At 44.5% G+C, this 24,165-nt stretch carries 18 protein-coding genes and 1 other RNA gene; 10 read left to right on the top strand and 9 right to left on the bottom strand.

Annotated features, from left to right (window positions below):
• The first annotated feature begins 101 nt into the window (after positions 1-101).
• The 5 genes from guaB to J4N40_RS13360 all read left to right on the top strand — a co-directional run bounded on the left by guaB (position 102) and on the right by J4N40_RS13360 (position 7,600).
• On the top strand, positions 102-1,568 hold the full coding sequence (gene guaB / locus J4N40_RS13380; protein ID WP_017633908.1) for an IMP dehydrogenase: 1,467 nt from the start codon (positions 102-104) through the stop codon (positions 1,566-1,568).
• A gap of 99 nt (positions 1,569-1,667) precedes the next feature.
• The gene (gene guaA, locus J4N40_RS13375; protein ID WP_005381685.1) at positions 1,668-3,221 is read left to right on the top strand and encodes a glutamine-hydrolyzing GMP synthase; all 1,554 of its coding nucleotides are present in this window, start codon (positions 1,668-1,670) and stop codon (positions 3,219-3,221) included.
• A 166-nt stretch (positions 3,222-3,387) separates the two neighbouring features.
• A complete protein-coding gene (locus J4N40_RS13370; protein ID WP_005381684.1) occupies positions 3,388-4,911 on the top strand; it encodes a Na+/H+ antiporter NhaC family protein in 1,524 nt (507 codons plus the stop codon).
• Positions 4,912-5,123: 212 nt separating this feature from the next.
• Complete coding sequence (locus tag J4N40_RS13365; RefSeq protein ID WP_047102138.1) at positions 5,124-6,827, top strand: chitinase; 1,704 nt, start codon at positions 5,124-5,126, stop codon at positions 6,825-6,827.
• 182 nt (positions 6,828-7,009) lie between these two features.
• Positions 7,010-7,600 (top strand): acetate uptake transporter, encoded by a 591-nt coding sequence (locus tag J4N40_RS13360; protein ID WP_005381682.1) that lies wholly within the window; start codon positions 7,010-7,012, stop codon positions 7,598-7,600.
• A gap of 100 nt (positions 7,601-7,700) precedes the next feature.
• On the opposite strand, the gene J4N40_RS13355 is transcribed toward J4N40_RS13360, so the two are convergent.
• The gene (locus J4N40_RS13355; protein WP_005381681.1) at positions 7,701-9,248 is read right to left on the bottom strand and encodes an alanine/glycine:cation symporter family protein; all 1,548 of its coding nucleotides are present in this window, start codon (positions 9,246-9,248) and stop codon (positions 7,701-7,703) included.
• Positions 9,249-9,555: 307 nt separating this feature from the next.
• The gene (locus tag J4N40_RS13350) at positions 9,556-10,812 is read right to left on the bottom strand and encodes a D-amino acid dehydrogenase (RefSeq protein ID WP_115385753.1); all 1,257 of its coding nucleotides are present in this window, start codon (positions 10,810-10,812) and stop codon (positions 9,556-9,558) included.
• A gap of 106 nt (positions 10,813-10,918) precedes the next feature.
• On the opposite strand from J4N40_RS13350, the gene J4N40_RS13345 reads away from it, so the two are divergent.
• The 4 genes from J4N40_RS13345 to J4N40_RS13330 all read left to right on the top strand — a co-directional run bounded on the left by J4N40_RS13345 (position 10,919) and on the right by J4N40_RS13330 (position 15,586).
• On the top strand, positions 10,919-11,830 hold the full coding sequence (locus J4N40_RS13345; protein ID WP_104978830.1) for a LysR substrate-binding domain-containing protein: 912 nt from the start codon (positions 10,919-10,921) through the stop codon (positions 11,828-11,830).
• 117 nt (positions 11,831-11,947) lie between these two features.
• A complete protein-coding gene (locus J4N40_RS13340) occupies positions 11,948-13,216 on the top strand; it encodes an O-acetylhomoserine aminocarboxypropyltransferase/cysteine synthase family protein (RefSeq protein WP_115385754.1) in 1,269 nt (422 codons plus the stop codon).
• A 208-nt stretch (positions 13,217-13,424) separates the two neighbouring features.
• The gene (locus J4N40_RS13335; RefSeq protein WP_054575103.1) at positions 13,425-14,756 is read left to right on the top strand and encodes an aspartate aminotransferase family protein; all 1,332 of its coding nucleotides are present in this window, start codon (positions 13,425-13,427) and stop codon (positions 14,754-14,756) included.
• Positions 14,747-15,586: a beta-keto acid cleavage family enzyme gene (locus J4N40_RS13330; RefSeq protein ID WP_250654281.1), complete on the top strand. Its 840-nt coding sequence runs from the start codon at positions 14,747-14,749 to the stop codon at positions 15,584-15,586. The genes J4N40_RS13335 and J4N40_RS13330 overlap by 10 nt, the downstream gene beginning before the upstream one ends.
• Positions 15,587-15,661: 75 nt before the next feature.
• Here the strand turns inward: J4N40_RS13330 and J4N40_RS13325 are convergent, their stop codons facing one another.
• The 4 genes from J4N40_RS13325 to J4N40_RS13310 form a co-directional block, all read right to left on the bottom strand.
• Positions 15,662-17,029: a Na+/H+ antiporter NhaC family protein gene (locus tag J4N40_RS13325; protein WP_115385756.1), complete on the bottom strand. Its 1,368-nt coding sequence runs from the start codon at positions 17,027-17,029 to the stop codon at positions 15,662-15,664.
• 180 nt (positions 17,030-17,209) lie between these two features.
• On the bottom strand, positions 17,210-17,797 hold the full coding sequence (locus J4N40_RS13320; protein WP_005383738.1) for a DedA family protein: 588 nt from the start codon (positions 17,795-17,797) through the stop codon (positions 17,210-17,212).
• Positions 17,798-18,001: 204 nt separating this feature from the next.
• Positions 18,002-19,537: a bifunctional GNAT family N-acetyltransferase/carbon-nitrogen hydrolase family protein gene (locus tag J4N40_RS13315; protein WP_104978836.1), complete on the bottom strand. Its 1,536-nt coding sequence runs from the start codon at positions 19,535-19,537 to the stop codon at positions 18,002-18,004.
• A 120-nt stretch (positions 19,538-19,657) separates the two neighbouring features.
• Positions 19,658-20,539 carry a LysR family transcriptional regulator gene (locus J4N40_RS13310; RefSeq protein WP_085569924.1) on the bottom strand — a complete coding sequence of 294 codons (882 nt, stop codon included), beginning with the start codon at positions 20,537-20,539 and terminating at the stop codon, positions 19,658-19,660.
• 398 nt (positions 20,540-20,937) lie between these two features.
• Between J4N40_RS13310 and J4N40_RS13305 the strand changes: the two genes are divergently transcribed.
• Positions 20,938-21,501, top strand: coding sequence for a porin family protein (locus J4N40_RS13305; RefSeq protein WP_005381668.1), 564 nt, complete (start codon positions 20,938-20,940; stop codon positions 21,499-21,501).
• Positions 21,502-22,193: 692 nt separating this feature from the next.
• On the opposite strand, the gene J4N40_RS13300 is transcribed toward J4N40_RS13305, so the two are convergent.
• From J4N40_RS13300 to smpB, 3 genes are all read right to left on the bottom strand, one after another.
• The gene (locus tag J4N40_RS13300; protein WP_064377308.1) at positions 22,194-22,679 is read right to left on the bottom strand and encodes a DUF6795 domain-containing protein; all 486 of its coding nucleotides are present in this window, start codon (positions 22,677-22,679) and stop codon (positions 22,194-22,196) included.
• 526 nt (positions 22,680-23,205) lie between these two features.
• Positions 23,206-23,573: a transfer-messenger RNA gene (ssrA, locus tag J4N40_RS13295) on the bottom strand.
• A gap of 66 nt (positions 23,574-23,639) precedes the next feature.
• On the bottom strand, positions 23,640-24,125 hold the full coding sequence (gene smpB, locus J4N40_RS13290) for an SsrA-binding protein SmpB (protein WP_005381642.1): 486 nt from the start codon (positions 24,123-24,125) through the stop codon (positions 23,640-23,642).
• Positions 24,126-24,165: the final 40 nt, after the last annotated feature.

Genomic DNA, 24,165 nt, shown 5'->3' with positions numbered 1-24,165 from the left:
CTAATCCAAATGTAGCCAACAACCTAAAACTGGTTACCCTCATTATGCGAAACGATGAGATTGGATTGTCTTTTTACTCCTCTAATTGTGAGATATTGCAAATGCTAAGAATTGCCAAAGAAGCGCTGACATTCGATGACGTACTACTTGTGCCAGCACACTCCACCGTTCTCCCAAACACAGCTGATCTTCGCACTCAGCTAACTAAGAACATCACCCTAAACATCCCAATGATTTCAGCGTCTATGGACACTGTTACTGAAGCTCGTCTAGCAATTGCGCTAGCGCAAGAGGGTGGCATTGGCTTTATCCACAAGAACATGTCTATTGAGCAGCAGGCAGCCGAAGTTCGTAAAGTTAAGAAGTTCGAAGCTGGTATGGTAACTGACGCGGTTACTGTAAACCCTGACGCGACCATCGCTGATGTTGTTGCACTCACTGAAAAGCATGGTTTTGCAGGTTTCCCTGTTGTCACTGAGAGCAATGAGCTTGTTGGTATTATCACTGGTCGTGACGTTCGTTTTGTGACGGACCTTTCTAAGAAAGTATCTTCAGTAATGACGCCAAAAGAGAAGTTGGCAGCAGTTAAAGAAGGTGCAACACGAGAAGAAGTGCAAGAGAAAATGCACGAAGCTCGTGTAGAGAAAGTATTGGTTGTGAATGATGAGTTCCAACTAACCGGTATGATTACTGCGAAAGACTTCCACAAAGCAGAACGTAAACCAAACGCATGTAAAGATGAGCGTGGTCGCCTACGTGTTGGCGCAGCAGTTGGTGCTGGTGCGGGTAACGAAGAGCGTGTTGCTGCTCTAGTTGAAGCAGGCGTTGACATTCTACTTATCGACTCTTCACACGGACATTCTGAAGGTGTACTAAACCGCATCCGCGAAACTCGCGCTGCTTACCCAGATCTAGACATCATCGGTGGTAACGTAGCAACAGGTGCTGGTGCTAAAGCACTAATCGAAGCTGGCGTAAGCGCAGTGAAAGTTGGTATCGGCCCTGGTTCTATCTGTACAACTCGTATTGTAACGGGTGTGGGAGTTCCACAAATCACTGCAATCGCAGATGCGGCAGAAGTGGCTAATGATTATGGTATTCCGGTTATTGCTGACGGTGGTATCCGTTTCTCAGGTGATATCTGTAAAGCAATCGTAGCTGGCGCATCATGTGTGATGGTTGGTTCTATGTTTGCTGGTACTGAAGAAGCGCCGGGTGAAGTGATTCTATACAATGGCCGTTCTTACAAGTCTTACCGCGGCATGGGTTCTCTTGGTGCTATGTCTCAAGGTTCTTCTGACCGTTACTTCCAGTCTGACAACGCAGCGGACAAGCTAGTACCAGAAGGTATCGAAGGTCGTATCGCATACAAAGGCCGTCTAAAAGAGATCGTACACCAACAAATGGGTGGTCTACGTTCAAGCATGGGTCTAACTGGTTCTGCAACTATCGAAGATATGCGTACGAAAGCTGAATTTGTACGTATCTCTGGTGCTGGTATGCAAGAGTCTCATGTACACGATGTTCAAATTACTAAGGAAGCACCGAACTACCGTCTAGGGAACTAATTACCCAACGGAAACGTTTGCTTTTTCCTTGAAGCATTAAGAAGAGGCGAGTACACTCGCCTCGGTTTTAATCACTTAGCCTTAAAAAGACTGCTCAAAATGACTAAAAATATCCATGACCAACGTATTCTGATCTTGGACTTCGGTTCTCAGTACACTCAATTAGTAGCACGCCGCGTACGTGAAATCGGCGTTTACTGTGAACTATGGAGCTGGGATGTAGAAGAAGCGGATATTCGCGAATTCAACCCAGATGGCATTATCCTATCTGGCGGTCCAGAAAGCGTAACGGAAGAGAACTCTCCACGCGCGCCTCAATATGTGTTTGATTCTGGTGTTCCTTTGCTTGGCGTATGTTACGGCATGCAAACCATGGCGGAACAGCTAGGAGGCAAAGTAGCGGGCTCTAACGAACGTGAGTTTGGCTACGCTCAGGTTAAAGTTTCTGGTGAATGTGCTCTATTTAAAGACCTTGAAGCAACTCAAGACGTTTGGATGAGCCATGGCGACAAAGTAGTAGAGATCCCAGCCGATTTCGTAAAAGTTGGTGAGACAGACACTTGTCCTTACGCTGCGATGGCGAACGAAGAGAAGAAATACTACGGTGTTCAGTTCCACCCTGAAGTGACACACACAAAAGGTGGCCTACAAATGCTTGAGAACTTTGTTCTTGGCGTATGTGGCTGTGAGCGTCTATGGACTTCGGAATCTATCATCGAAGACGCGGTTGCTCGCATTAAAGAGCAAGTGGGTGACGACGAAGTTATCCTAGGTCTATCTGGTGGTGTTGATTCATCGGTAGTCGCGATGCTGGTTCACCGTGCAATCGGCGACAAGCTAACGTGTGTATTTGTTGATAACGGTTTACTTCGTCTAAACGAAGGTCAACAAGTAATGGATATGTTCGGCGACCAATTTGGTTTGAACATCATCAAAGTTGACGCTGAAGAACGCTTCCTAAAAGCACTTGAAGGCAAGTCTGACCCAGAAGAGAAGCGTAAGACTATCGGTCACGTATTCGTAGATGTATTCGATGAAGAGTCTAAGAAGCTGAAAAACGCGAAATGGCTAGCTCAAGGTACGATTTACCCTGATGTAATCGAGTCAGCTGCATCTAAGACTGGTAAAGCGCACGTGATCAAATCGCACCACAACGTAGGCGGTCTTCCAGATGACATGGAAATGGGTCTTGTTGAGCCACTACGTGAGCTGTTCAAAGATGAAGTACGTAAGATTGGTCTAGAGCTAGGCCTGCCTTATAACATGCTTTACCGCCACCCATTCCCAGGTCCAGGTCTAGGTGTTCGTGTTCTTGGTGAAATCAAGAAAGAATACTGTGACTTGCTACGCCGTGCTGATGCTATCTTTATTGAAGAACTGCACGCAGCTGATCTATACAACAAAGTATCTCAAGCGTTCACGGTATTCCTACCAGTACGTTCTGTTGGTGTAATGGGCGATGGCCGTAAGTACGATTGGGTTGTGTCTCTACGTGCGGTAGAAACTATCGACTTCATGACTGCTCATTGGGCACACCTACCATACGACTTCCTAGGTAAGGTATCTAACCGTATTATCAACGAAGTTGATGGCATTTCTCGTGTTGTTTACGACATTTCAGGTAAGCCACCAGCGACTATCGAGTGGGAATAATTTTCCTCTAGACTGTTGAGTTTATAAGAACCAGCCTTCGGGCTGGTTTTTTTGTACTTCAAGTTTGTGAAGAGGTGGCTCAACTTTTTTTTTGAGAGATATATACATGCGGTTAAATTAAATATATATTCATTTTAATTGTTTAATTATCATAAATGGTATTGCTATGGAACAGGCTGACGTTACCTCTCTCATTCCCATCCTTATTACTCTTTTCCTCGCGCTGACCACAAGAAATGTCGTTGTTGGTTTATTCGCCGGTGTGGTGAGTGGTGTCGCTATGCTTGAAGGGACATTTGTCGAAAAAGGGCCACTAGACTCGTTTAGTGCATTGATGAAAAGCTATCTACTGCCGCAATTAACTGACAGCTACAATGCGGGCGTCATTTTGCTCTTGGTCTTTATTGGTGGCTTTGTTGCCTTGATGGAGAAATCTGGCGGTGGTGTGGCGTTTGCTAAAAAGGTCACTCAATGGGTGGCGAGTAAGTGCCAAGCTCAACTGTCCGCTTGGTTCGGTGGTGTGGTTATTTTCTTCTCTGACCTTGGTACACCGTTGATTGTTGGTCCTGTTTTTCGCCCTTTATTTGATAAGTTAAAAGTATCACGCCAAAAATTAGCTTTTATTATCGACTCTACTTCCTCTCCCGTCGCAATCTTGATCCCTTTTATCGGATGGGGCGTTTACATCATGGGATTGATTCAAAAAGAGTTTACTGCCCTGAATGTCAGTATGAGTGATTGGGATGCTTTCATTGGCGCGATCCCGTATCAGTTTTACGCCTTTCTTGCGATCGCGATTGTGCCGATTGTCTCTTTCTTCAAATTAGATTTCGGACCGATGGCGAAGGCTGAGCAGTTAGCAGAACAGGGCTCCGACTTTGGGAAAGTACAGGAGTCTATGAATGTGTTTACGCATAAAAATGCAAAATCCAGTTTTGTATGGGCGCCTTTGCTCGTTATGCTGGTGGTTCTATGTACCATCCTCGTGCCACACGGTTTTCCATTTCAAAAAGTGGCAGGATCAACGTTTAGGGCTGCACTTTCTTCTGCATATTTCTTCGCGGCCTTCACTTTAATTGCGCTGATGGCGTTTTATGGCGTAAGAAAGCTTTCGGATGGTATTCAGGTTTATCTGAAAGGGATGTCAAACATGATGTCAGTGGCGGTGATTCTGGTATTGGCTTGGGCGCTTAGCTCGGTTGGGAAAGAATTAGGTGCAGCTGCATACATTGCTGAACAAGCTCAAGCCGGTTTCCCTTACTGGTTATTGCCAGCGGTTGCGTTTTTACTGGCCGGTATTATCTCGTTCGCTACGGGATCATCTTGGGGGACGTTTGCCATCATGATGCCATTAGTGATCCCAACTGCCGTCGCGATTGATGCACCACTGTTGGTTTGTATTGGTGCGGTATTATCTGGTGGCTTGTTTGGCGATCACTGTTCTCCCATCTCTGAAACTACGATTTTGTCGTCGACAGGAGCGGGGTGTGAACAGTATGAGCACTTCCGTACACAATTGCCTTACGCATTACTCAATGGAATGATCGCATTGGGGTGTTTTCTTTTAGCTGGAATCAACGCCTCACCAGTGATTGTGCTTGCCGCAATTATTTCTCAGTGTGTGGTTTATTTTGTGCTGTCTAAACAAAAGTCAACCGCGAAGCTAGAGGTGGTTTCGGCAGAACAATAAAGAGAGAAACATCACAAAGCGGAGGCTCACAGGGTCTCCGCTTTTCTTTTGAGTCAAGGTAACATTTTTCTTGTGACAAAATGTGTGTGAGGACTTATTTATTCATTTTGTCTCGCAGAATCAACGTACTTGGCTCGGTGTTTCGTATATATGATCCACTATATGTCTAGTTATTCCTCGTATATTGTATTGTTGAAATCCGGAGACTAGACATGTTTGCACTCAAACATCTTCCTCTTGCATTGAGTTGTGTCTTAGCAGCACAAGTGAATGCGAGTATGAATATTCAGCCCGATCCGCAAAATCCGAATGGTTATGTTATTGCTCGTGGTGACGTTCAAGCCGTAGAGCAAAGCAAAACTTCTGATCCTATGTATGCCATTTGGTCACAAGCATTAGAGACACGCCCGAACTCAGTGGTTGAAGCGATTGTACCAGGGGCGACAACCAACCCAGAAAACGTGAAGCGTGTAGAGCGTGTATTCCCCGAAAGTGAGTGGGACTTCCTGACTCAAATGGCGGCACCTGAATACACTTACACGCGTTTCCTACGTGCAATTGGTAAGTTCCCTGCATTCTGTGGTGAGTACACAGACGGTCGTGATTCGGATGCAATTTGTAAAAAATCGATCGTGACAGCGTTTGCTCACTTTGCACAAGAAACCGGTGGCCATATTTCGATTGATAACGTATCGGATAATCCGCTAGGGTTGGAAGAGTGGCAGCAAGCTTTGGTTCATGTGCGAGAAATGGGATGGTCTGAAGGGCAAGAAGGTTACACAACAGGTTGTGGTCAAAATGACTGGCAAAATAAGCGTTGGCCATGTGAACCAGGACAAGGTTATTTTGGACGTGGTGCTAAACAGCTTTCTTACCATTTTAACTATGGCGCGTTCTCTGAAGTGATGTTTGATGGCGATGCATCTGTATTGCTGAAAAATCCAGGCTTGGTTGCGGATTCATGGCTGAACTTGGCATCGGCTATCTGGTTCTTCCTAACCCCACAAGCACCGAAACCTGCAATGCTACATGTGATTGACCGTACTTGGGTGCCTTCACAGCGTGAGCTTGATGCTGGCATTGGTTACGGCTTTGGTACCACCATCAACGTGATCAATGGTGGTATTGAGTGTGGAGAGCAAAACAAAGATAAAGGTCAACCTGTTAACCGTATTCGCTATTGGGAAGGACTTGCCGCTCATTATCAAATTCCAATTGAAGCCGATGAGACCAATACCTGTTGGCAGCAGACGCCTTACGGCAGCTTAAATCTGAATGGTGCGACAGACGTGTTGTACACCAACTGGGATGGGAACTGGAAATACTACTCAGATCGTCCGGGAGGCCACTCTTTTGAATGTGAACTTGTTGGTTTCCAAACGGCTTACTCTGCGCTAGTTGCGGGTGACTATGAGAAATGTGTAACTAACTTCTACCAATCTCATGCGGGTTGGCCAGAAGTTCGTGTAGTTGACAAGTTAGACCCAGTGGATCCGGTCGATCCGCCTGTAGGTGGTGTGGCAGCTTGGGATTCTGGCAAAGTATATAACACGGGTGATCAAGTTTCTTACCAAGGTGCTGTTTACGAAGCGAAATGGTGGTCACAAGGTAATGAGCCAACGAAAGGAGACCCTTGGAAGCTGGTTTCAGGCACTCCTACGGAGCCGCCTACAACGGAACCTGAACCACCGGTGACTGAGCCAGAGCCGCCCGTCACAGAACCTGAGCCGCCAGTAACCGAGCCAGAACCACCAGTTACAGGCAATTTTATTCAGTGGGAGCCGGGTGTAACGCAAGTCGCTAACGGCGATAAAGTGACGTACCAAAACAAATGTTTTGTCGCAAAAAATGGCCCTGGAGTATGGGAAAGCCCAACGCAAAGCAACTGGTTCTGGGACGAGATTTCTTGTCAGTGATTGAGTGAAAAACAACCTAACTATCTATAAAGACTCTGCTTTTTTGCAGGGTCTTTTTTTATATATGTAGTGGTTTATTTATGGAATCTAAGTTTTCAATAACAGCTTTTCTCTTTTGTTCTGGAGCCCATTAAAATTCGCGCGCATTTTTTATCAACATTTTTGAAAAAAGGTATTTGTACATGTCGACAAAACTGGCTAACCCAGCACCGCTAGGTCTAATGGGTTTCGGTATGACCACTATTCTGCTCAATATTCATAATGCAGGATTTTTCCCAATTGACTCTATGATCCTAGCGATGGGCATCTTTTACGGTGGCCTTAGCCAAGTAATCGTTGGCATCATGTGCTTTAAACGCGGTGATACATTCGGCACAACTGCGTTTACTTCTTACGGTCTATTTTGGCTAACATTGGTTGGTCTAATCGTAATGCCTCACATGGGTCTTCCTGCAAGCCCTGCAAGCTTTATGGGTTGGTACCTAGCGCTTTGGGGCATCTTCACTGGTTTCATGTTTATTGGTTCTCTATGTTACCCAACAGCGAAGCAAGTGGTATTTGGTTCTCTAACTATCCTGTTCTTCTTGCTTGCTGCTCGTGATTTCACTGGTAGCGAAGTGATCGGTGCTATCGCTGGCTTCGAGGGTATCTTCTGTGGCGCAAGTGCAATTTACTTCGCAATGGCGCAAGTACTGAACAACGAATTTGGTCGTGAAGTGTTACCTGTGGGTAAAGCAAAAATCGCTCGTAAAGTTGAAGCGGTTATCGCCTAAGCTGTTACTCATAAAGAAGAAAGGGGGATTAACCATTGGTTAATCCCCCTTTTTTATGTCCTTAATCGGACCACTGCTTTTTCTTATTTATGTGATAACGCTATGTTGATGGTTGCTCAACAGTTTCTGCGCTATTGCTGTCTGCCGTTGGTGCTTTACCTGTTTTACGTCGGTACTTATCTTCCCAGTAATCTGCGCCTTTAATGCCCAGTGCAACAGGGTTAAATGTAAAATCGGTCACACCACGTTTTTGTTGCTCTTCGTAGTCGTTCAATGCTTTGAGTGCAGGCTTCGACATAAAGAAGATGATCAAAATACCGATGATGTTTAGCCACGCCATCAGTCCTACACCTACATCACCCATCGCCCATGCTAAGTTGGCGGTTTTCACGGTTCCGTAGAACACGGATGAAATAATGATGACTTTCAGAATAAACATCAGTCCATTTACTTTGAACGTACGACGAATGTAAGCAATGTTCGTTTCTGCAATGTAGTAGTAAGCCAGAATGGTCGTAAACGCGAAGAAGAATAGAGCGATTGCGATGAATGGTTTACCCACGCCAGGTAGTGCGCTTTCGATCGCCATCTGTGTAAACACAGGGCCATTTGCACCAATATCCGCTGGTAGGTTTTGAACCAGGAATGTACCTTCAATCGCACCATTTACGTTGTACGCGCCAGTGATAAGAATCATGAACGCGGTTGCTGAACACACAAGTAGTGTATCGATGTAAATAGAGAAAGATTGAACAAGACCTTGCTGAGCTGGGTGATCAACACTCGCTGCTGCTGCTGCGTGAGGACCAGTACCTTGACCTGCTTCGTTGGAGTAGACACCACGTTTTACACCCCAGCCGATTGCTGCACCAACGCCTGCCATTGGTGTGAATGCGTCACCAATGATCATGCCGAAAATGCGTGGAACCTCACCAATGTTTAGAAGGATGATGACAAACGCAGTAATGATGTAAGCTAACGCCATAAATGGCACAACGACTTGGGTAAAGTTCGCGATACGCTTTACGCCACCAAAAATGATGAAAGCCAAAATGACACAAACAACCGTACCAGTGAAAATTTTAGCAAAACTGAAGGTACCAATAGCGGTTTCAATCATGTCACCTGAGCCAAATGCGGCTTCTACTGCGTTACCGATACTGTTCGATTGAACGCCAGGAAGTAGAACACCACAAGCAAAGATGGTCGCGATAGCAAAGATCCAAGCGTACCATTTTTGTCCCATTGCTTTCTCAATATAGTAAGCAGGGCCACCACGGAACTCGCCTTCGTCTTCTTCTTTATAAATTTGTGCAAGTGTTGATTCTGCGTATGCGGTTGCAGCGCCAAAGAAGGCTACGACCCACATCCAGAATACGGCGCCTGGGCCACCGAAACCGATAGCAGCAGCAACACCAGCAATGTTACCTGTACCTACACGGCCAGACAGTGAAACGGCAAGTGCCTGAAATGATGATATCCCTTTTGTTGAACTCTTCCCTGAAAGTAATAAGCGCCACATCTCAAAGAAGTGACGAATTTGTACAAAACGCGTCATGATTGAATAGAACAAACCTGCGCCAAGGCACAAATAGATCAGTACCGGGCTCCAAATAATTCCATTCAGAAAATCAACTAATGACTGCATGAGTATTTTCCCTGTTAGTTGTGTTTGTGGTTGTTTTTCACACAATACATTACCCTTTATGTAATGCAATTGTTAACTTTTTTAGCTACAAATCCTTTGTAGCGTGATGATGAACACAGAATGGAGAGTAGTTGTTAAAATTTGGTTCTTGTTGCTTATTTGCTCCTTTTAGGTAGAAGATTTGCTTGATGATTAATTATGCAGCACATTGTCATTTAAATGTGCTGCGATTTTGATGAGTTAAAAATGCCAGTGGTTATGCATTTTGTGGAGCAAGTGTCTGCCTGTTTTTTGTTCAGTCATGTCCTCAGGCGTAACGACAAAGGTTAAGCTCCGCATTATCCATCACTTTTGTTTTTTCACCTTTCATTACGCTTGCTAGCAATTGACCTGAACCACAAGCCATCGTCCAACCCAGAGTTCCGTGTCCGGTGTTAGTAAAAAGGTTATCGTATTTAGTCGCGCCGATAATTGGTGTGCCATCAGGCGTCATTGGCCTAAAGCCGCTCCAAAACTCAGCTTGGCTGAAGTCACCACAACGAGGAAAAAGATCACGGATGACCATTTCGATGGTGTTTTTGCGCTTTTGTGGAAGGGAAGCATCAAACCCTGCTAATTCTGCGGTGCCAGCTACGCGAATTCGGTCATCAAATCGAGTCATAGCGACTTTATAGGTTTCATCCATCACAGTAGATCGAGGAGAGAAGTGTTCATCTTCCATCGGGATGGTGAGTGAATAGCCTTTGACAGGGTAGACCGGAATATCAATATCGAGTTGCTTGAGTAGCGCTGTAGAGTAGCTGCCAGAGGCCACCACATATTGGTCTGCTTTAAATTGTCCTCGGTTCGTTTGGACACCTATGATCTTTTTACCTACTGTAACCCAATTGCTTACTTCAGTATCGAACTCAAATCGGACACCGTGTGCCTTAGCAAGCTCCGTTAGTTGTTGGCAAAATTGATGGCAATCGCCCGTTTCGTCATCAGGTAGATGCAAGCCACCAACCAGTTTGTCTTTCACAAGTGCAAGCCCTGGCTCTTGTTCAATACATTGTTCGACGTCCATTAGCTTAAATCGGGTTCCGCTTTGTTCAAGGAGCTGCATGTCCTTTTCAATAGCTTGCAGCTGTTGATGTGTTCGGAATACTTGCAAGGTCCCAAACTGACGTCCTTGATACTTAATGGCGTGTTCTTGGCGTAACTGTTCTAAGCAAATACGGCTGTGGTTAGCGATCGAAAGCATGCGAGCCTTGTTAACTTGATAGCGAGGTAGGGTGCAGTTCGCGACCATTTTACTCGCCCAGCGGATCATGTCGGCATTCAGAGTGGGTTTGATTTTAAGTGGAGCATGCTCCTCCATTAACCACTTAATGGCTTTAACAGGAACACCAGGCGCAGCCCAAGGCGAAGAATAGCCATATGAGATCTGCCCGGCATTGGCGAAGCTCGTTTCCATGGCACTGCTTGGTTGGCGGTCAATGACGGTAACTTGATAGCCTGCTTGAGATAAATACCAAGCAGAGGTTAAGCCGATAACGCCGCTGCCTAATACGATGACTTCCATTGATGCACTCCACACATTTATCAGAGTGCTCAGTTTCTTTTCTTTACCTTTTGTTAACAATCGATATAAATTACACACAGCGTTTAGAAAAACTATAGGCTCAAGGATGAAAAGTAATCTGATAAGTGGCTTGTGTCTATTTAGCCAAGTCGCGGAGTACAACAGCTTTACTGGTGCTGCAAGACATTTACACCTCACCACTGGTGCCATAAGCCAACAAATTATTCATTTGGAAGCGTTATTAGGTTTTACTTTATTTGAACGCCACTCTCGCGGTACTCGTTTAACCGTAAAAGGCACTCAGTTACACCAAGCGACGCAGTTTCACTTTTCGGAACTGAGCAAATTGCTTGATGAGCTCAAAGTAGAAAAACAAACCAATGAAATTCGTTTGAAGTTGACGCCTTCTTTTGCTTTCAAATGGTTAGTCCCAAAGCTCGAAAGCTTCCATCATGATAATCCGGATATCCAAGTACAAATCTTTGCGGAAGGTGCGCTGGTAAATAGTGAGATAAAAGACTATGACGTCGCAATTGACTATGGTCTTCATCCTTATAGAAATGCTAACGCGGAGCTGATTTTGGATGAGCATCTGCTGCCGGTGATGAGTCCAAAATACCTTGAGGATCATGGCTGGCTAAAAACGTTGTTTGGTGAACAAAAAACCTCAATGCCAGTGAAGCAATGGCAAGAGGCGACGCTACTACACGATGCGATGCCATGGGAAAAAGCGACGCGTGACTATGAGTGGCTATATTGGGCGTCAGCGATGGGGTTGGATTTTAAAACCGATATCGGACACTTTTTTAATCGAACGGATATGGCGATGTCTGCAGCCGAAGCAGGCGTTGGGATTGCGATGGCACGAATGGCACTGATTGAGGATGAATTGACGACAGAGCGTTTGGTTTCTCCATTCAAACCGATTCCTGCCAATGCAGGGTATTACTTGATCATGAACACACGTACGAATGCGACAGAAACGTTTCGTCACTGGTTACTTGGACAGTTGAATTAGCGTTTTATCTCTGTGATTCATCCCTACGTTATTTGTTGAAAAATTGGGCAATATAAGTTTTAAGCAAGGTAAGTGCTTTGCTTGCCGCTATTTGAGTGATGAAAGACAGGGAAGAACATGAAAGACGAAACGCTATCTATCCATTTTGGTTACGAAACTGACCCGACCACCAAATCTGTCGCGACACCGATTTATCAAACGGTCGCGTACGAGTTTGATAACGCGCAGCATGGTGCTGATCTGTTTAACTTGGAAGTGCCGGGGAATATCTACACTCGCATCATGAATCCGACTAATGACGTGCTGGAAAAACGCATGGCAGCGTTAGAAGGCGGCATTGCTGGATTGGTCGTGAGTGCGGGGAGTGCAGCGATTAACTATGCGATTCTGACGTTAGCGCAAGCGGGCGATAACATCGTTTCTACGCCGCAACTTTATGGCGGTACTTATACCTTGTTTGCGCACATGCTCCCAAATCAAGGTATTCAGGTGAAGTTTGCTAAAGATGACAAGCCAGAAAGTTTGGCCGAATTAATTGATGAAAATACCAAAGCGGTGTACTGCGAGAGCATTGGGAACCCTGCGGGCAATATCATCGATTTAGAACGTGTGGCGGAGCTTGCTCATGCACAAGGCGTACCTGTGATTGTGGATAACACTGTTGCGACGCCAGTGCTTTGCAAACCCATCGAATTTGGTGCGGATATCGTAGTTCACTCTCTCACTAAATACGTTGGTGGGCATGGCACCACATTAGGTGGCGTGATTGTGGATTCAGGTAAATTCCCTTGGGCGCAGTACAAAGACCGCTTTCCTGTTTTCAACCAACCAGAACCTTCTTACCACGGCGTGGTGTATACCGAAGCGTTTGGTGAGGCGGCATTTATCGGGCGTGCGCGTACCGTACCACTGCGTAATACCGGAGCCGCATTATCACCGATGAATGCATTTATGCTTATGCAAGGGCTAGAAACGTTACCGCTGCGCATGGAGCGCCATACCGAGAACACACTCAAAGTGGCTGAATTCTTGGAACAGAATGACAAAGTCAGTTGGGTAAGTTATGCCGGATTACCAAGTTCTGAACACTTTCATCTCGCCGAAAAATACATGAAAGGTAAGCCTTCTGCGATTTTGTCGTTTGGTTTAAAAGATGGTTATGACGCTGGTGTGCGTTTTTATGATGCTTTGAAAATCTTTAAGCGTTTGGTGAACATTGGCGATGCAAAATCATTGGCTTGCCATCCTGCATCGACGACTCATCGTCAATTGAGCGAAGCAGAACAAAAACAAGCTGGTGTGTCTCCAGAGATGATTCGTTTATCGGTGGGTATTGAACATATTGACGATATTCTAGCCGATTTAGAACAGGCACTAAACGCGTAAAACGATTCTTTTTTTAGCTTTGGGTTACCCATAGGCCAGTCTTTAAAAAAGCTGGCCTATTTTTATTTTATTGTTTAAATATCAAGGGTTTTGGTGTTTTTGGTTTGTGGTATTCCAAAAGCTCATAGAGGGTGAGATTTATTCTCTTGTCACGTTTGGGTTTGTTCCTGATGATGTGTGCATGTATTACACATTGGAAGGGACTCAAATGTCTTACGTATTTCACCGACACTGCCATGCCACGCTGCCAATCATCGATAGAGGTGAAGGTGTTTATCTATTCGATAAGCATGGAAAGCAGTATCTCGATGCTTGTGGTGGGGCTGCGGTATCAAACCTTGGCCACAGTCATCAAGCCGTTAAAAAAGCGATGTTGGAACAGATCGAGCGAGTGCCGTTTGCTCATACTGGATTTTTTACTAGTGATAACAGTGAGCGCCTAGCAGAATTGGTTTGTCAGCACATGCCTGAACAGTTCAACCATGTGTATTTAGTCAGTGGCGGATCAGAAGCGGTGGAGTCGGCACTAAAAATGGCGCGGCAGTATTTCGTGGAATCAGGTAAGCCAGAGAAAAAGCAATTCATCGCGCGTCAGCAAAGTTATCACGGCAATACCTTGGGGGCTTTGGCTGTCGGAGGTAATGAATGGCGACGTGAACCGTTCAAACCCATCTTACACCCGAGCCATCATATCGCCCCTTGCTATGCTTATCGTTATCAGCAGAGTCATGAGTCGGAATTGGATTACTCATTGCGAGCGGCGAATGAGCTAGAGGCAAAAATTCTTGAGTTGGGGGCTGATAATGTCATGGCTTTTGTCGCCGAGCCCATTGTGGGAGCCACCGCTGGAGCTGTGCCTGCAACGCAAGGTTATTTCAAGCGTATTCGCGAAATATGCGACCAATACGATGTGTTATTGATCTTGGATGAAGTCATGTGTGGCGTTGGACGCAGTGGTAGTTTTTTTGCGTTTGAGCAAGAAGAGGCAGACCCCGATCTGGTGTGTATGGCTAAAGGGCTTGGTGCGGGTTATCAACCTATTGGCGCGGTGGTTGCGAATGATCGAGTCTACCAAGCTATTGCCGGTGGAAGCGGTTTTTTCCAACATGGCCATACCTTTATGGCGCACCCTGTGGCGTGCGCTGCTGCCGTGGCAACCATTCAAACCATCTTCCAAGATGATTTATTAACGGCGGTGAATCAGCAAAGTGCTTTGCTGCGTAATGAGCTTACTTCTGAATTGGCCCATTTACCGTACATTGGCGACATTCGTGGTAAAGGCTTATTTTTTGGCATTGAGCTGGTGGCGGATAAAGAAAGCAAGGCGCCTCTGAGTAAAGCCACATTGGCAGACAAACGCATCAAACAGCAAGCAATGGAAAATGGCTTAATGTGCTACCCAATGGGAGGAACGATTGATGGCGTTAATGGGCACCATATCTTGCTTGCACCGCCATTCATTATTCAGCCTCACCATATTGATGAGCTAGTTGGCAAACTCTCATTAACGCTAAAAGAGGTAGCGAAGGAATGGAATTAGAAAATCGATCTATACGAGAGCCTATCGCTATTATCGTGGCCCCAAACGGTGCAAGAAAAACTAAGTACGATCACGCCAGCTTACCCATGACAACAGACGAACTGGTTGCAGAGGCTATCGCTTGTCAAACGGCAGGGGCTGCCATGATCCATTTGCATGCTAGAGACGCCAACGGACGTCATTCATTAGACATCGACGACAACATGGCAATTTACCATGTCGTGAAAGAAGCGGTGGGACAAAACATGATGGTACAGCTCACCACAGAGGCGGTGGGCTTGTATTCTCCGCCACAACAGATGGCGTTAGTTAAAGCTGTGAAACCAGAAGCGGCTTCTTTCGCATTGAGGGAGTTAATCCCTGATCGCGCAAGTGAGAAAGAAGGGCATGCCTTTTTCCATTGGGTGGCAGAACACAACATCGTGAGCCAAATTATTCTCTACGATGCAACCGACATTGAACGTTATTTCCAACTGCGTGATGCGGGCGTGTTACCTAAAACGCATCAGCATGCATTAGTGGTCTTAGGGCGTTATCACCAAGCTCAACAGTCTTCGCCATGGGATTTACGAGGTTTGAATTTGGCGCGTTTTGTCGAGGAAGAAATTCGATGTGCCATTTGTGCTTTTGGCGCGCGAGAGCAAGACTGTTTAGCGAGTGCGATGTTACTTGGATTCGATGTGAGAGTGGGGTTTGAGAATAACCACGTCGATGTGGCAGGCGAATTAGCAATCAGTAACGCGGCTCAGGTAGAAGCTCTACGCGATGTGGCGCATCGCTTTGCGATTCCTTTACACAGTGCGCAAAGTTTGCGTTCAGCTTTGAAGTAAATCTGCTCGCGGAAAAGAAAAAAAAGAAGAAAGGAAAGTAAAAAGGCTCCATCGGAGCCTTTTCGGTATTTGTCGTTAGTTCTCAGTTTGCGCTACAGGTTGACGAGCGGGATGTTTGATAAACACCGCGACAACAGCCGCTATCGCTAATGCAAAACAGTAGTAAGAATTGGCAACTACTTCAAGTGGCGAGAGGTTGAACACGGAACCTAGCAGCAGTACTTGAGCACCGTAAGGCAACACGCCTTGCACCACGCATGAGAAAATGTCTAACAAGCTTGCTGAGCGGCGAGGAGAGACATTATTCTCTTCCGCCAGTTGGCGAGCAACGCTGCCCGATACAATGATGGCTACGGTGTTGTTTGCCGTACAGCCATTGACCATTGATACCAAACCTGCAATACCTAGCTCGCTTGCACGACTGTTCGCATGCTTAGAGTGACTAGAGCCAAACGCGTGGATAAGGCTACTAACGAAATTTGTTAGAAAAGCAAGACCACCTTGGCGACGCATCAGTTCACTCAAACCACCAATCAGCATGGATAACAAGAAGATCTCTTGCATGTTACCAAAGCCTTTGTAAACGTCTTGGGCTAGATTAGTCAGTCCGTAATTGTCAATCGATGCCAAGCTCACGCCGCCAGCCAAAAGAATGCCAATCGACAGAACCACAAACACATTCACACCAGATACCGCTAGGATCAAAATAGTGATGTACGGCAAGACTTTTAGCCACTCAATATCGCCAGTTGCAGGCACTTGAGTCGCGGTACTGTTGAAAGCGAACACTACAATCGCGATCAACGCCGCAGGTAAAGCAATACGAATGTTCTCTTTAAACTTGTCTTTCATCTCACAACCTTGAGAGCGTGTCGCCGCGATGGTGGTGTCAGAGATGATAGAAAGGTTATCACCAAACATAGCGCCGCTCAGTACAACGCCTGCGGTTAACGGTAAGCTCATTCCTGCTGATTCAGCAATACCCAACGCTACGGGGGCAACGGCTGCGATGGTACCCATCGAAGTCCCCATTGCTGTTGCGATAAAAGCAGAAATCAGAAAAATGCCTGGTAAAATCATGCTGGTTGGAATAGCGGATAAACCAAGGTTTACTGTTGCATCAACACCGCCAGAGGCTTTTGCTACCGCAGCAAAGGCACCTGCAAGCAGATAGATCATACACATTGCGATTATGTCTGGGTGGCCAACACCACGCATGAAGTGTTCGATTGAGCGGTTAAGTTTCTCTTTACTTAAAAGAAACGCAATGATGATGGCTGGTAATACCGCGATGGGTGCAGGCAGCTGGTAGAAGGCAAATTCCACGCCTTGCAAAGATAAGTAAGTGCCTACGCCAATAAATAGCGCAAGGAATACAATTAATGGGATCAGTGCGACCGCAGACGGTGCAACTGTTTTAGTAGTTTGTTGGGAACCGGACATGTAAACGACAATGTTAATGATAAGAGAGAAGAGCAGACTAATATCACATTTCTACATTGTCAACGTCTAGACGTCTAAATGGCTGTTTAAATTTTACACGTAAAGAAAAAGATAAAAGCTCGTGTTGCGTATCTCACTGATACCACGAGCTTTAGTTATGCGCTAATGAAGAGACTGTTGTTATTGCATTGATTTGGCTTTTTTGCGTTTAACAATACCTAAAACCATCCACGTAAATAAGACAGCAGCAAATGCCCATACCAGATATTTGTATTCGGTGTACAGGTTGCTCAACACGCTTAAATGCTCAAATGCAAAGTGAGTTAACAAGCTGAATACCAATACCCAAACCGTCGCCGCGAGGGCGTTACCGAGCAAAAACTCTCTACGTGGCATTTTCGCGATACCGCATGCAAGAGGCATAAATTGCTTCATTCCTTCAATAAAGCGGCTGACGACCAAGCACGTAGGGCCGTATTTCTGGATAGTTAATTGAAGCGTTTGCATCTTCGGGCCGGAAATGTAGCCTTTTTTATCTAACCACCCCTCAAAGTAATAACCGATTAAGTAGCCACAGGTATTACCAAAAAAGCAACTCAGCCACGATACCATCATTACCATACTTAGGTTCATGACTTGTTCTGACGAGAGCAAAGATGCCGCGATCATCAGTGATTGACCAGGCATCGGGATACCTATCCCTTCTAGAAATATACTGACAATCAGCGCAACGTAGCCATATTGCTCAAGCAAAGGCTTCATTGACATGAGAAGTTCGTTAATATGTTCCAAAAGCTTTCCCCTAATAAAAGCGGAACGAAGTTGGAGTGATACTCCGAATGTCCTATTGGGTCAATTCTTGTTTCTCACCGTTGAGAAAAACTGACATGCCTCTGATAATTGCGCTGAATCAACCTGCAGCTTGCTTTACTCGCCGCCACGCTCTTTGGTAGCGGCGAATTAGGGAGATCCTTATGACTCTTTGGCTTTGGTGAATGCACCATACAAATCAAGGCGGCGATGACGTAAGTTGGTGACAGAGCCTTCAGTATTAAGCTGTTTCAACTTAGTCAAATCAACATCAGCGAAGATTATCATTTCGGTGTTGGCGCTTGCTTCTGTCAAGGTCGCATCGTGTGGGAAATAGATATCCGACGGTGAGAATACGGCAGATTGTGCGTACTGGATATCGACATTATCAACACGAGGTAAGTTGCCGACACTGCCCCCAATTGCAACGTAGCATTCGTTTTCGATGGCTCGTGATTGGGAACAGATTCGTACTCGTTGGTAGCCATTTTTTGTGTCTGTCCAGAAAGGAACGAACACAATTTGTGCGCCTTGCTCGGCGAGCATTCTTCCCAACTCTGGGAACTCGCTGTCATAACAAATCAGTATGCCGACTTTGCCTGCATCGGTTTCGAACACCTGAACATTGTCACCACCGTCGATCACCCAGTCTTTTTGCTCATGGGGCGTGATGTGAATCTTATATTGAGCGTTTATTTCACCATCTCGTTGCAGTAAGTAGGCCACATTATACAACTTGCCATCTTCGATGACGGGCATACTGCCAGCAATAATGTTGATGTTGTAGGTGACTGCCATCTGCGAGAAGCGGTTTTTGATCTCTTCTGTAAAGCTAGCCAAAAAGCGAATTGCTTCGACGGAATTTTGGTCGTTTTGCAAGCCCATCAGCGGCGCGTTAAAGAATTCAGGGAATAGGGCGAAATCGGCTTTGTAGTTCGCAAGAGAAGAAATGAAGAACTCAGCCTGATCGAGCAAGTCCTCTAAGTCATTCATGGCGCGCATTTGCCACTGCACAACACCAATACGAATCAGCGTTTTTTCTACATCATGTACGGATTGAATATCCTCTTCGTAGAAGAAGTTATCCCACTCCAGCAGAGTTGCGTAGCCTTTAGAAGCACTATCCTCTGGCAAGTAACCGCGCATAATACGTTTTACATCGAAGTCGTTTGCAAGCTGAAAAGACAAAATAGGATCGTGAAGCTCACGGCGTTTTATTTTGTCGATGTACTCTGCAACGCTCAGTTCATCTGCGTATTGGTGGTAATTAGGAATGCGACCACCGGCTAAAATTGCTTTGAAGTTCTTACTACGGCAAAGCTCTTTACGCGCATCATACAAACGTCGACCTAAACGTAGCCCTCGATAGTCCGGGTGGACAAATACATCGAGACCATACATGGCGTCACCGGTCACTTGGTTTTGGATGACGTTGTTCTCGGTGATGATGTCGGTGTACAGGTGAGGAAGTGAAAATCGGTTGTAGTCCACTTTGATTGTTAGCGCTGCGCCGACAATTTTTCCGTTATCCTCAATACAGATTTGTCCATCAGGAAACTGATGAATAAGATCCATGATGGTCAGGCGTGGCCATGAGCCACCAACATCAGGAAAAACAAGGTCCATTAATTCCGCGAGCTCTGGGTAATCGGTCGGCTCAATGGTGCGTAAAGAGAGTCTTGGCGTGTTGCTGTCCATATCCTACTATCCATTTATCCTTTTTAAATAGTATGGATGAGAATGCCATAAATTTGAGCAGACAGATACCGAAGTCTTTGAGTTGTTTTGGTTTACCTAAACGAGCTTAAAGAAACAACATTAACTTAGCTTGCTCTTCAGCCATTCGTGAAACACCGCTACTTTTTTAGCCGAAAGGCGATAATTTGGGATCATCACGTAATAACCATAACCGCTCTGTAAAGAAAGGTTGAGAACATGCTGAATGTCCCCTCTTAAAATCGAATACTGCGCCATAAAATCGGGAAGCAAGGCGAGCCCTTTTCCCATTCTGACAGCTTCGCAAGCTAGGTAAAAATGTTCGACGCCTACAGGTTGATAGGTAACGGGAGATTCTACAGTGTAGACAGCTTTAAATTGCTCCCATAGCTGAGGGCGAGTGATTTGAGGTATAAACGGATAATTACTAACAGCGTGCACACTCTCAATTGCAGGAGCATTTGTGCAACCGACTAATAACAATGTTTCTTCGCACAGTAAGTGGCTGTATTCATAATGTGTGGATAATGGAAGGCAGCGAATATGTAAGTCACTTTCGTTGCTCGAATCTTTGACGTTCCCATCCCCGGTACAGACTCTTACTCGGATGTTAGGATGTTGCTGGTGGAAGTCATCAATATTAGGTATCAACCAAAGACTGGCAAAAGAAGGGGTTACGTCCACGGTGAGTAATTCTTGCTTTGAATCTGACTGGATTAAGTTGGCAGTTGCATGCTGAATAAGCTCCAAAGCTTCTGTGACTTGCGGCAGATAACGCTTGCCTTCTTCGGTTAACTCAATACCACTCGCCCCTCTTTGTATTAAAGGTAAACCCACCAATTGCTCCAGCGATGCGATTTGTTTGCTTACTGCGCTTTGCGTAATACATAGTGCATCCGCTGCTTTAGAGAAACTGAGGTAATTAGAGACCGCGACAAACGTCCTTAATGCTCGAATAGAAGGATATTCACTGCCTTTTAACATACTTCAGTTCCATTAAACTCTGCTTAGGCAAAGAGTAGAGTATTCACGGCTTGAAGCAAAGTAAGATGCAACGTATGTGTGATTAGCTTCCTTTCTTATAAAAACTAGCTAAGCGTTTTTTGACTGATTAATCTACAAGAGTATTTTAGATGTTTATTTAATTTCTTTGAAAAATCTACAAATTAACAAGAATCTTTTTCACATCATCGATTAACCTCAATTTAGTATTGTTTATATAAAGTAAACAGACAGATCTTTTTTTCTGTTTTTGTTCGGCGTTCTTTAGAGGATTGTCAGTATTCTATAAAATTAAATATATTTTTCATTAATTTAAAGTTGGCATTGCATTTGCTATTTACTATTCGAACCTTCAATGGAACTTATATTAGGAGAACGAAATGAAAAGCAATGTTGTTACTTTGATTAGCCTTTTTTCTTTAGCAACGTTTAGTACTTTATCACATGCTGCGGACTCCAACGATCATGGTGTATATGTTGGCGCCAACTACGGTTACTTAAAAGTTGATGGACAAGATGACTTTGATGATGACAGCGATGTTATTCAAGGTTTAGTTGGTTACCGTTTTAATCCTTACTTAGCGTTGGAAGGTGGTTACATTGATTTCGGTAGCTATGGTAATAACCTAGCAAATGCCGAAACGGACGGCTATACAGCAGCTCTAAAAGTTACCGCTCCCATTGCTGATCGTGTCGACCTTTACGCAAAAGGCGGTCAAATGTGGTACTCGACGGATTACAACGTTGCGGGCTTCCAAGGCAACAAAGATGATGAAGGTGTATTCGCTGGTGCCGGTGTGGGTTTTAAAGTTACTGATAACTTCTTAGTTAACGCAGAATATATGTGGTACGACGTAGAACTCAATGCGGAGAATGTCGCGAACGGTGCAAACACGGAAACAGACTTTAACCAAGCATCACTAGGTGTGGAATATAGATTTTAATATTGTTAACAACTCTAAGCCCTAATAAAAAGCGAAGCCTAAATAGCTTCGCTTTTTCTGAACTCAATCTAGTTGAGGATAATTGAGCGGTTTTTAGAATAATTGTTAGTGTCTTTTACTGTCACGCTACTATATTTAGAGCATTTCTAACATGACTGTCTAACCTTCTTACTAGTCTCGAAAAACAAAGTTTTATCACTCTATAAGTAATACTCGATAGGTCGATCGCTGCGCTACCTGACATTACATTCATGTGACCTAAAATACCGCGGACGTGTTCTGTATACTCGTTTTTTAGTTTTGAAATGTACGCCATCGCTTTAGCTAGTTGATCCCAAGCAGTAAGGCCTACGGTTGCTATTTGTTGTATTATATGACCCAGACCTGAAATTCTTAGTAAGGTCAAAATTGAAGAGACTATTTTACTTACCCAACCATCAGTCATTCGAGCATTATATCTATTGTTGAAGTCAAGAAATACGTTGCGTTCTAGGTAAGTTTGAGATTTGCGTTGTAGTGCCGACCACTCATTACTTGTAGCGGTATTGACATAACCCGGAATAGATTTTTTCCTAGTCCATGAGCGTGGAAGTCGATACCAGAACCTCCTTCTAACCGATACTCAATATCCTCCGTAAATAAATGGCCAAAGAGGAGACATAGGAACTGGAGTTGTATCATGAGTGCATTGTTTAATTTCCATACAAGTCAGAGTCTATATAACCAAATAAATTACATTGGCTGTTTACGTAGTAGTCATCGTTTTCTTCATCATCAATTGAAAAAGCAAAGTACTTAAGAGGGTTCTCAGTGTCACAAGCAAGGTTAGCCATGTTATTTTTTACGTAATCCTCTATTTTATAACCATCAAAGCTTCCTTCCCAAATAATAGTACTTTCATCATTGCTGAGTTCTGCGACTAAAACAATAGTTACATAGTGTTCAATAAGAGGAGTGCTTATGATGTTTTTATTTTCATAGACTGGAGAAAACTCAAAGCGACCAGTACTGTCTGTGAATGTTGATAAGTCTATTGATTTCCCTGACGTGCTTAAACCAATACTAAGGCTAACCTTCAGGCTACTAAGGGGTTTTCCTTTCTTTGTTAACACACCATTGATTTGCGGTGTGTATTGATTAACGTGTTCGTCATTCAATTTACTTTCTTCAAAATTCATTACAATGCTCACTAATATGACTGTAATAATTCCAGCAACTTAATTTTTCACAACAATATTTTCATTTTGAAATTTAAAAATCTATATATGTTGTGTTTCTGTTCAATATCTAAGGTTACTTTGTGATTAGAGTTACATTATTTTTTGTAACTACTGTTTGTAGTCATTACATCTATAGAGTTGTAATGAAACAAGCGAGTAGGGACTAACAATGAATACATCAATCAATTCATCGAGGGAGATGAGTATAGACTTTAGACTTAGATCTAGTTATCTCTTAGAAAGGATAGGTAAGCAGAAGACTTTTAAGTTACAGGGCTTTTAGTACCATGCTCTCTGCCTTTTTGATTAGTACTTATGAACTTCTTGTTTACTGATTAATACTCAACGAGTTTGTAAACCTACATGGGCCAAAGGTATGCGGTAATCCATGTAGTAAGATTTCAGAAAGCATGAATGTTTGAAAAAAGAGACTATTTTAGTTGATACAAAAAAGGCCACCCGAAGGTGGCCTTTTCCAAACGTTTGGTGGAGCTGGCGGGAGTTGAACCCGCGTCCGAAAACCGTTCATCATTGGTACTACATGCTTAGTCGATCTTTAATTTCGCCATCCACCTGCGAACCGACACGCTAATGAATGACTAGCCTGAATTAAAATTCGCCGTTCATCTCTCAGGCGGGAGAATCCGGGCTAGCGCGTTTGGGTTTGATCCCTCGTTGATCCCCGTCTTACGTGCGGAAGCTAGGGCGAGAGAGCTCTTAGCAGGTTATTAAGCTGCTAGTGCGTAGTTTTCGTCGTTTGCGACTATTTTTTTGCGGTTTGTTAACGAGGCCTACCGCACCTCGGCATGCACCTCAGACTTCTGAATTCCCGTCGAATCCTAAATCAGCCCCAGGTAATATTCGCATAGTAACAGAAAAGCATTGGCTGTCCAGTACTATGCGTTTAAGTGGTCAAGATTAACGCAGCGCGCTCTTCATTACGCGTGCTTTTTCTCTTGCCCAGTCTTTTTCTTTTAGATCCGTACGTTTATCGTGCAGCTTTTTACCTTTTGCTACGCCAATTTTTAGTTTCACCCAAGAGCGAGACCAGTACAGTGAGAGGGCCGTTAATGTCATACCTTCACGGTTTACACGTCCGAATAGATTATCCAGCTCACGACGACTCATTAGTAGTTTACGCACACGTGTAGGATTCGCCACAACGTGTGTCGATGCCTGATTTAAAGGAGTGATTGTCATGCCACTCACAAAGGCTTCACCGTCACGCATAAATACGTAACTTTCAGAAATATTGGCTTTACCTTGGCGAAGGGCTTTCACTTCCCAACCTTGGAGCTCCAAGCCAGCTTCGATTTCATCATCGATGAAATACTCGTGGCGAGCTTTTTTATTCAGCGCGATAGTATTGCTACCCGCTTTTTGTTTCGTTTTTTTCTTTGCCATAATAGCGTCATTATACGGGTTGGATATCGGATAGGAAATC

The sequence above is a fragment of the Vibrio sp. SCSIO 43097 genome (genome assembly GCF_023650755.1).
GTDB classification, from domain to species: Bacteria; Pseudomonadota; Gammaproteobacteria; order Enterobacterales; family Vibrionaceae; genus Vibrio; species Vibrio alginolyticus.
Note: the sequence above shows the minus strand (reverse complement) of the source record. Positions and strands in the feature narration are given on the sequence as shown.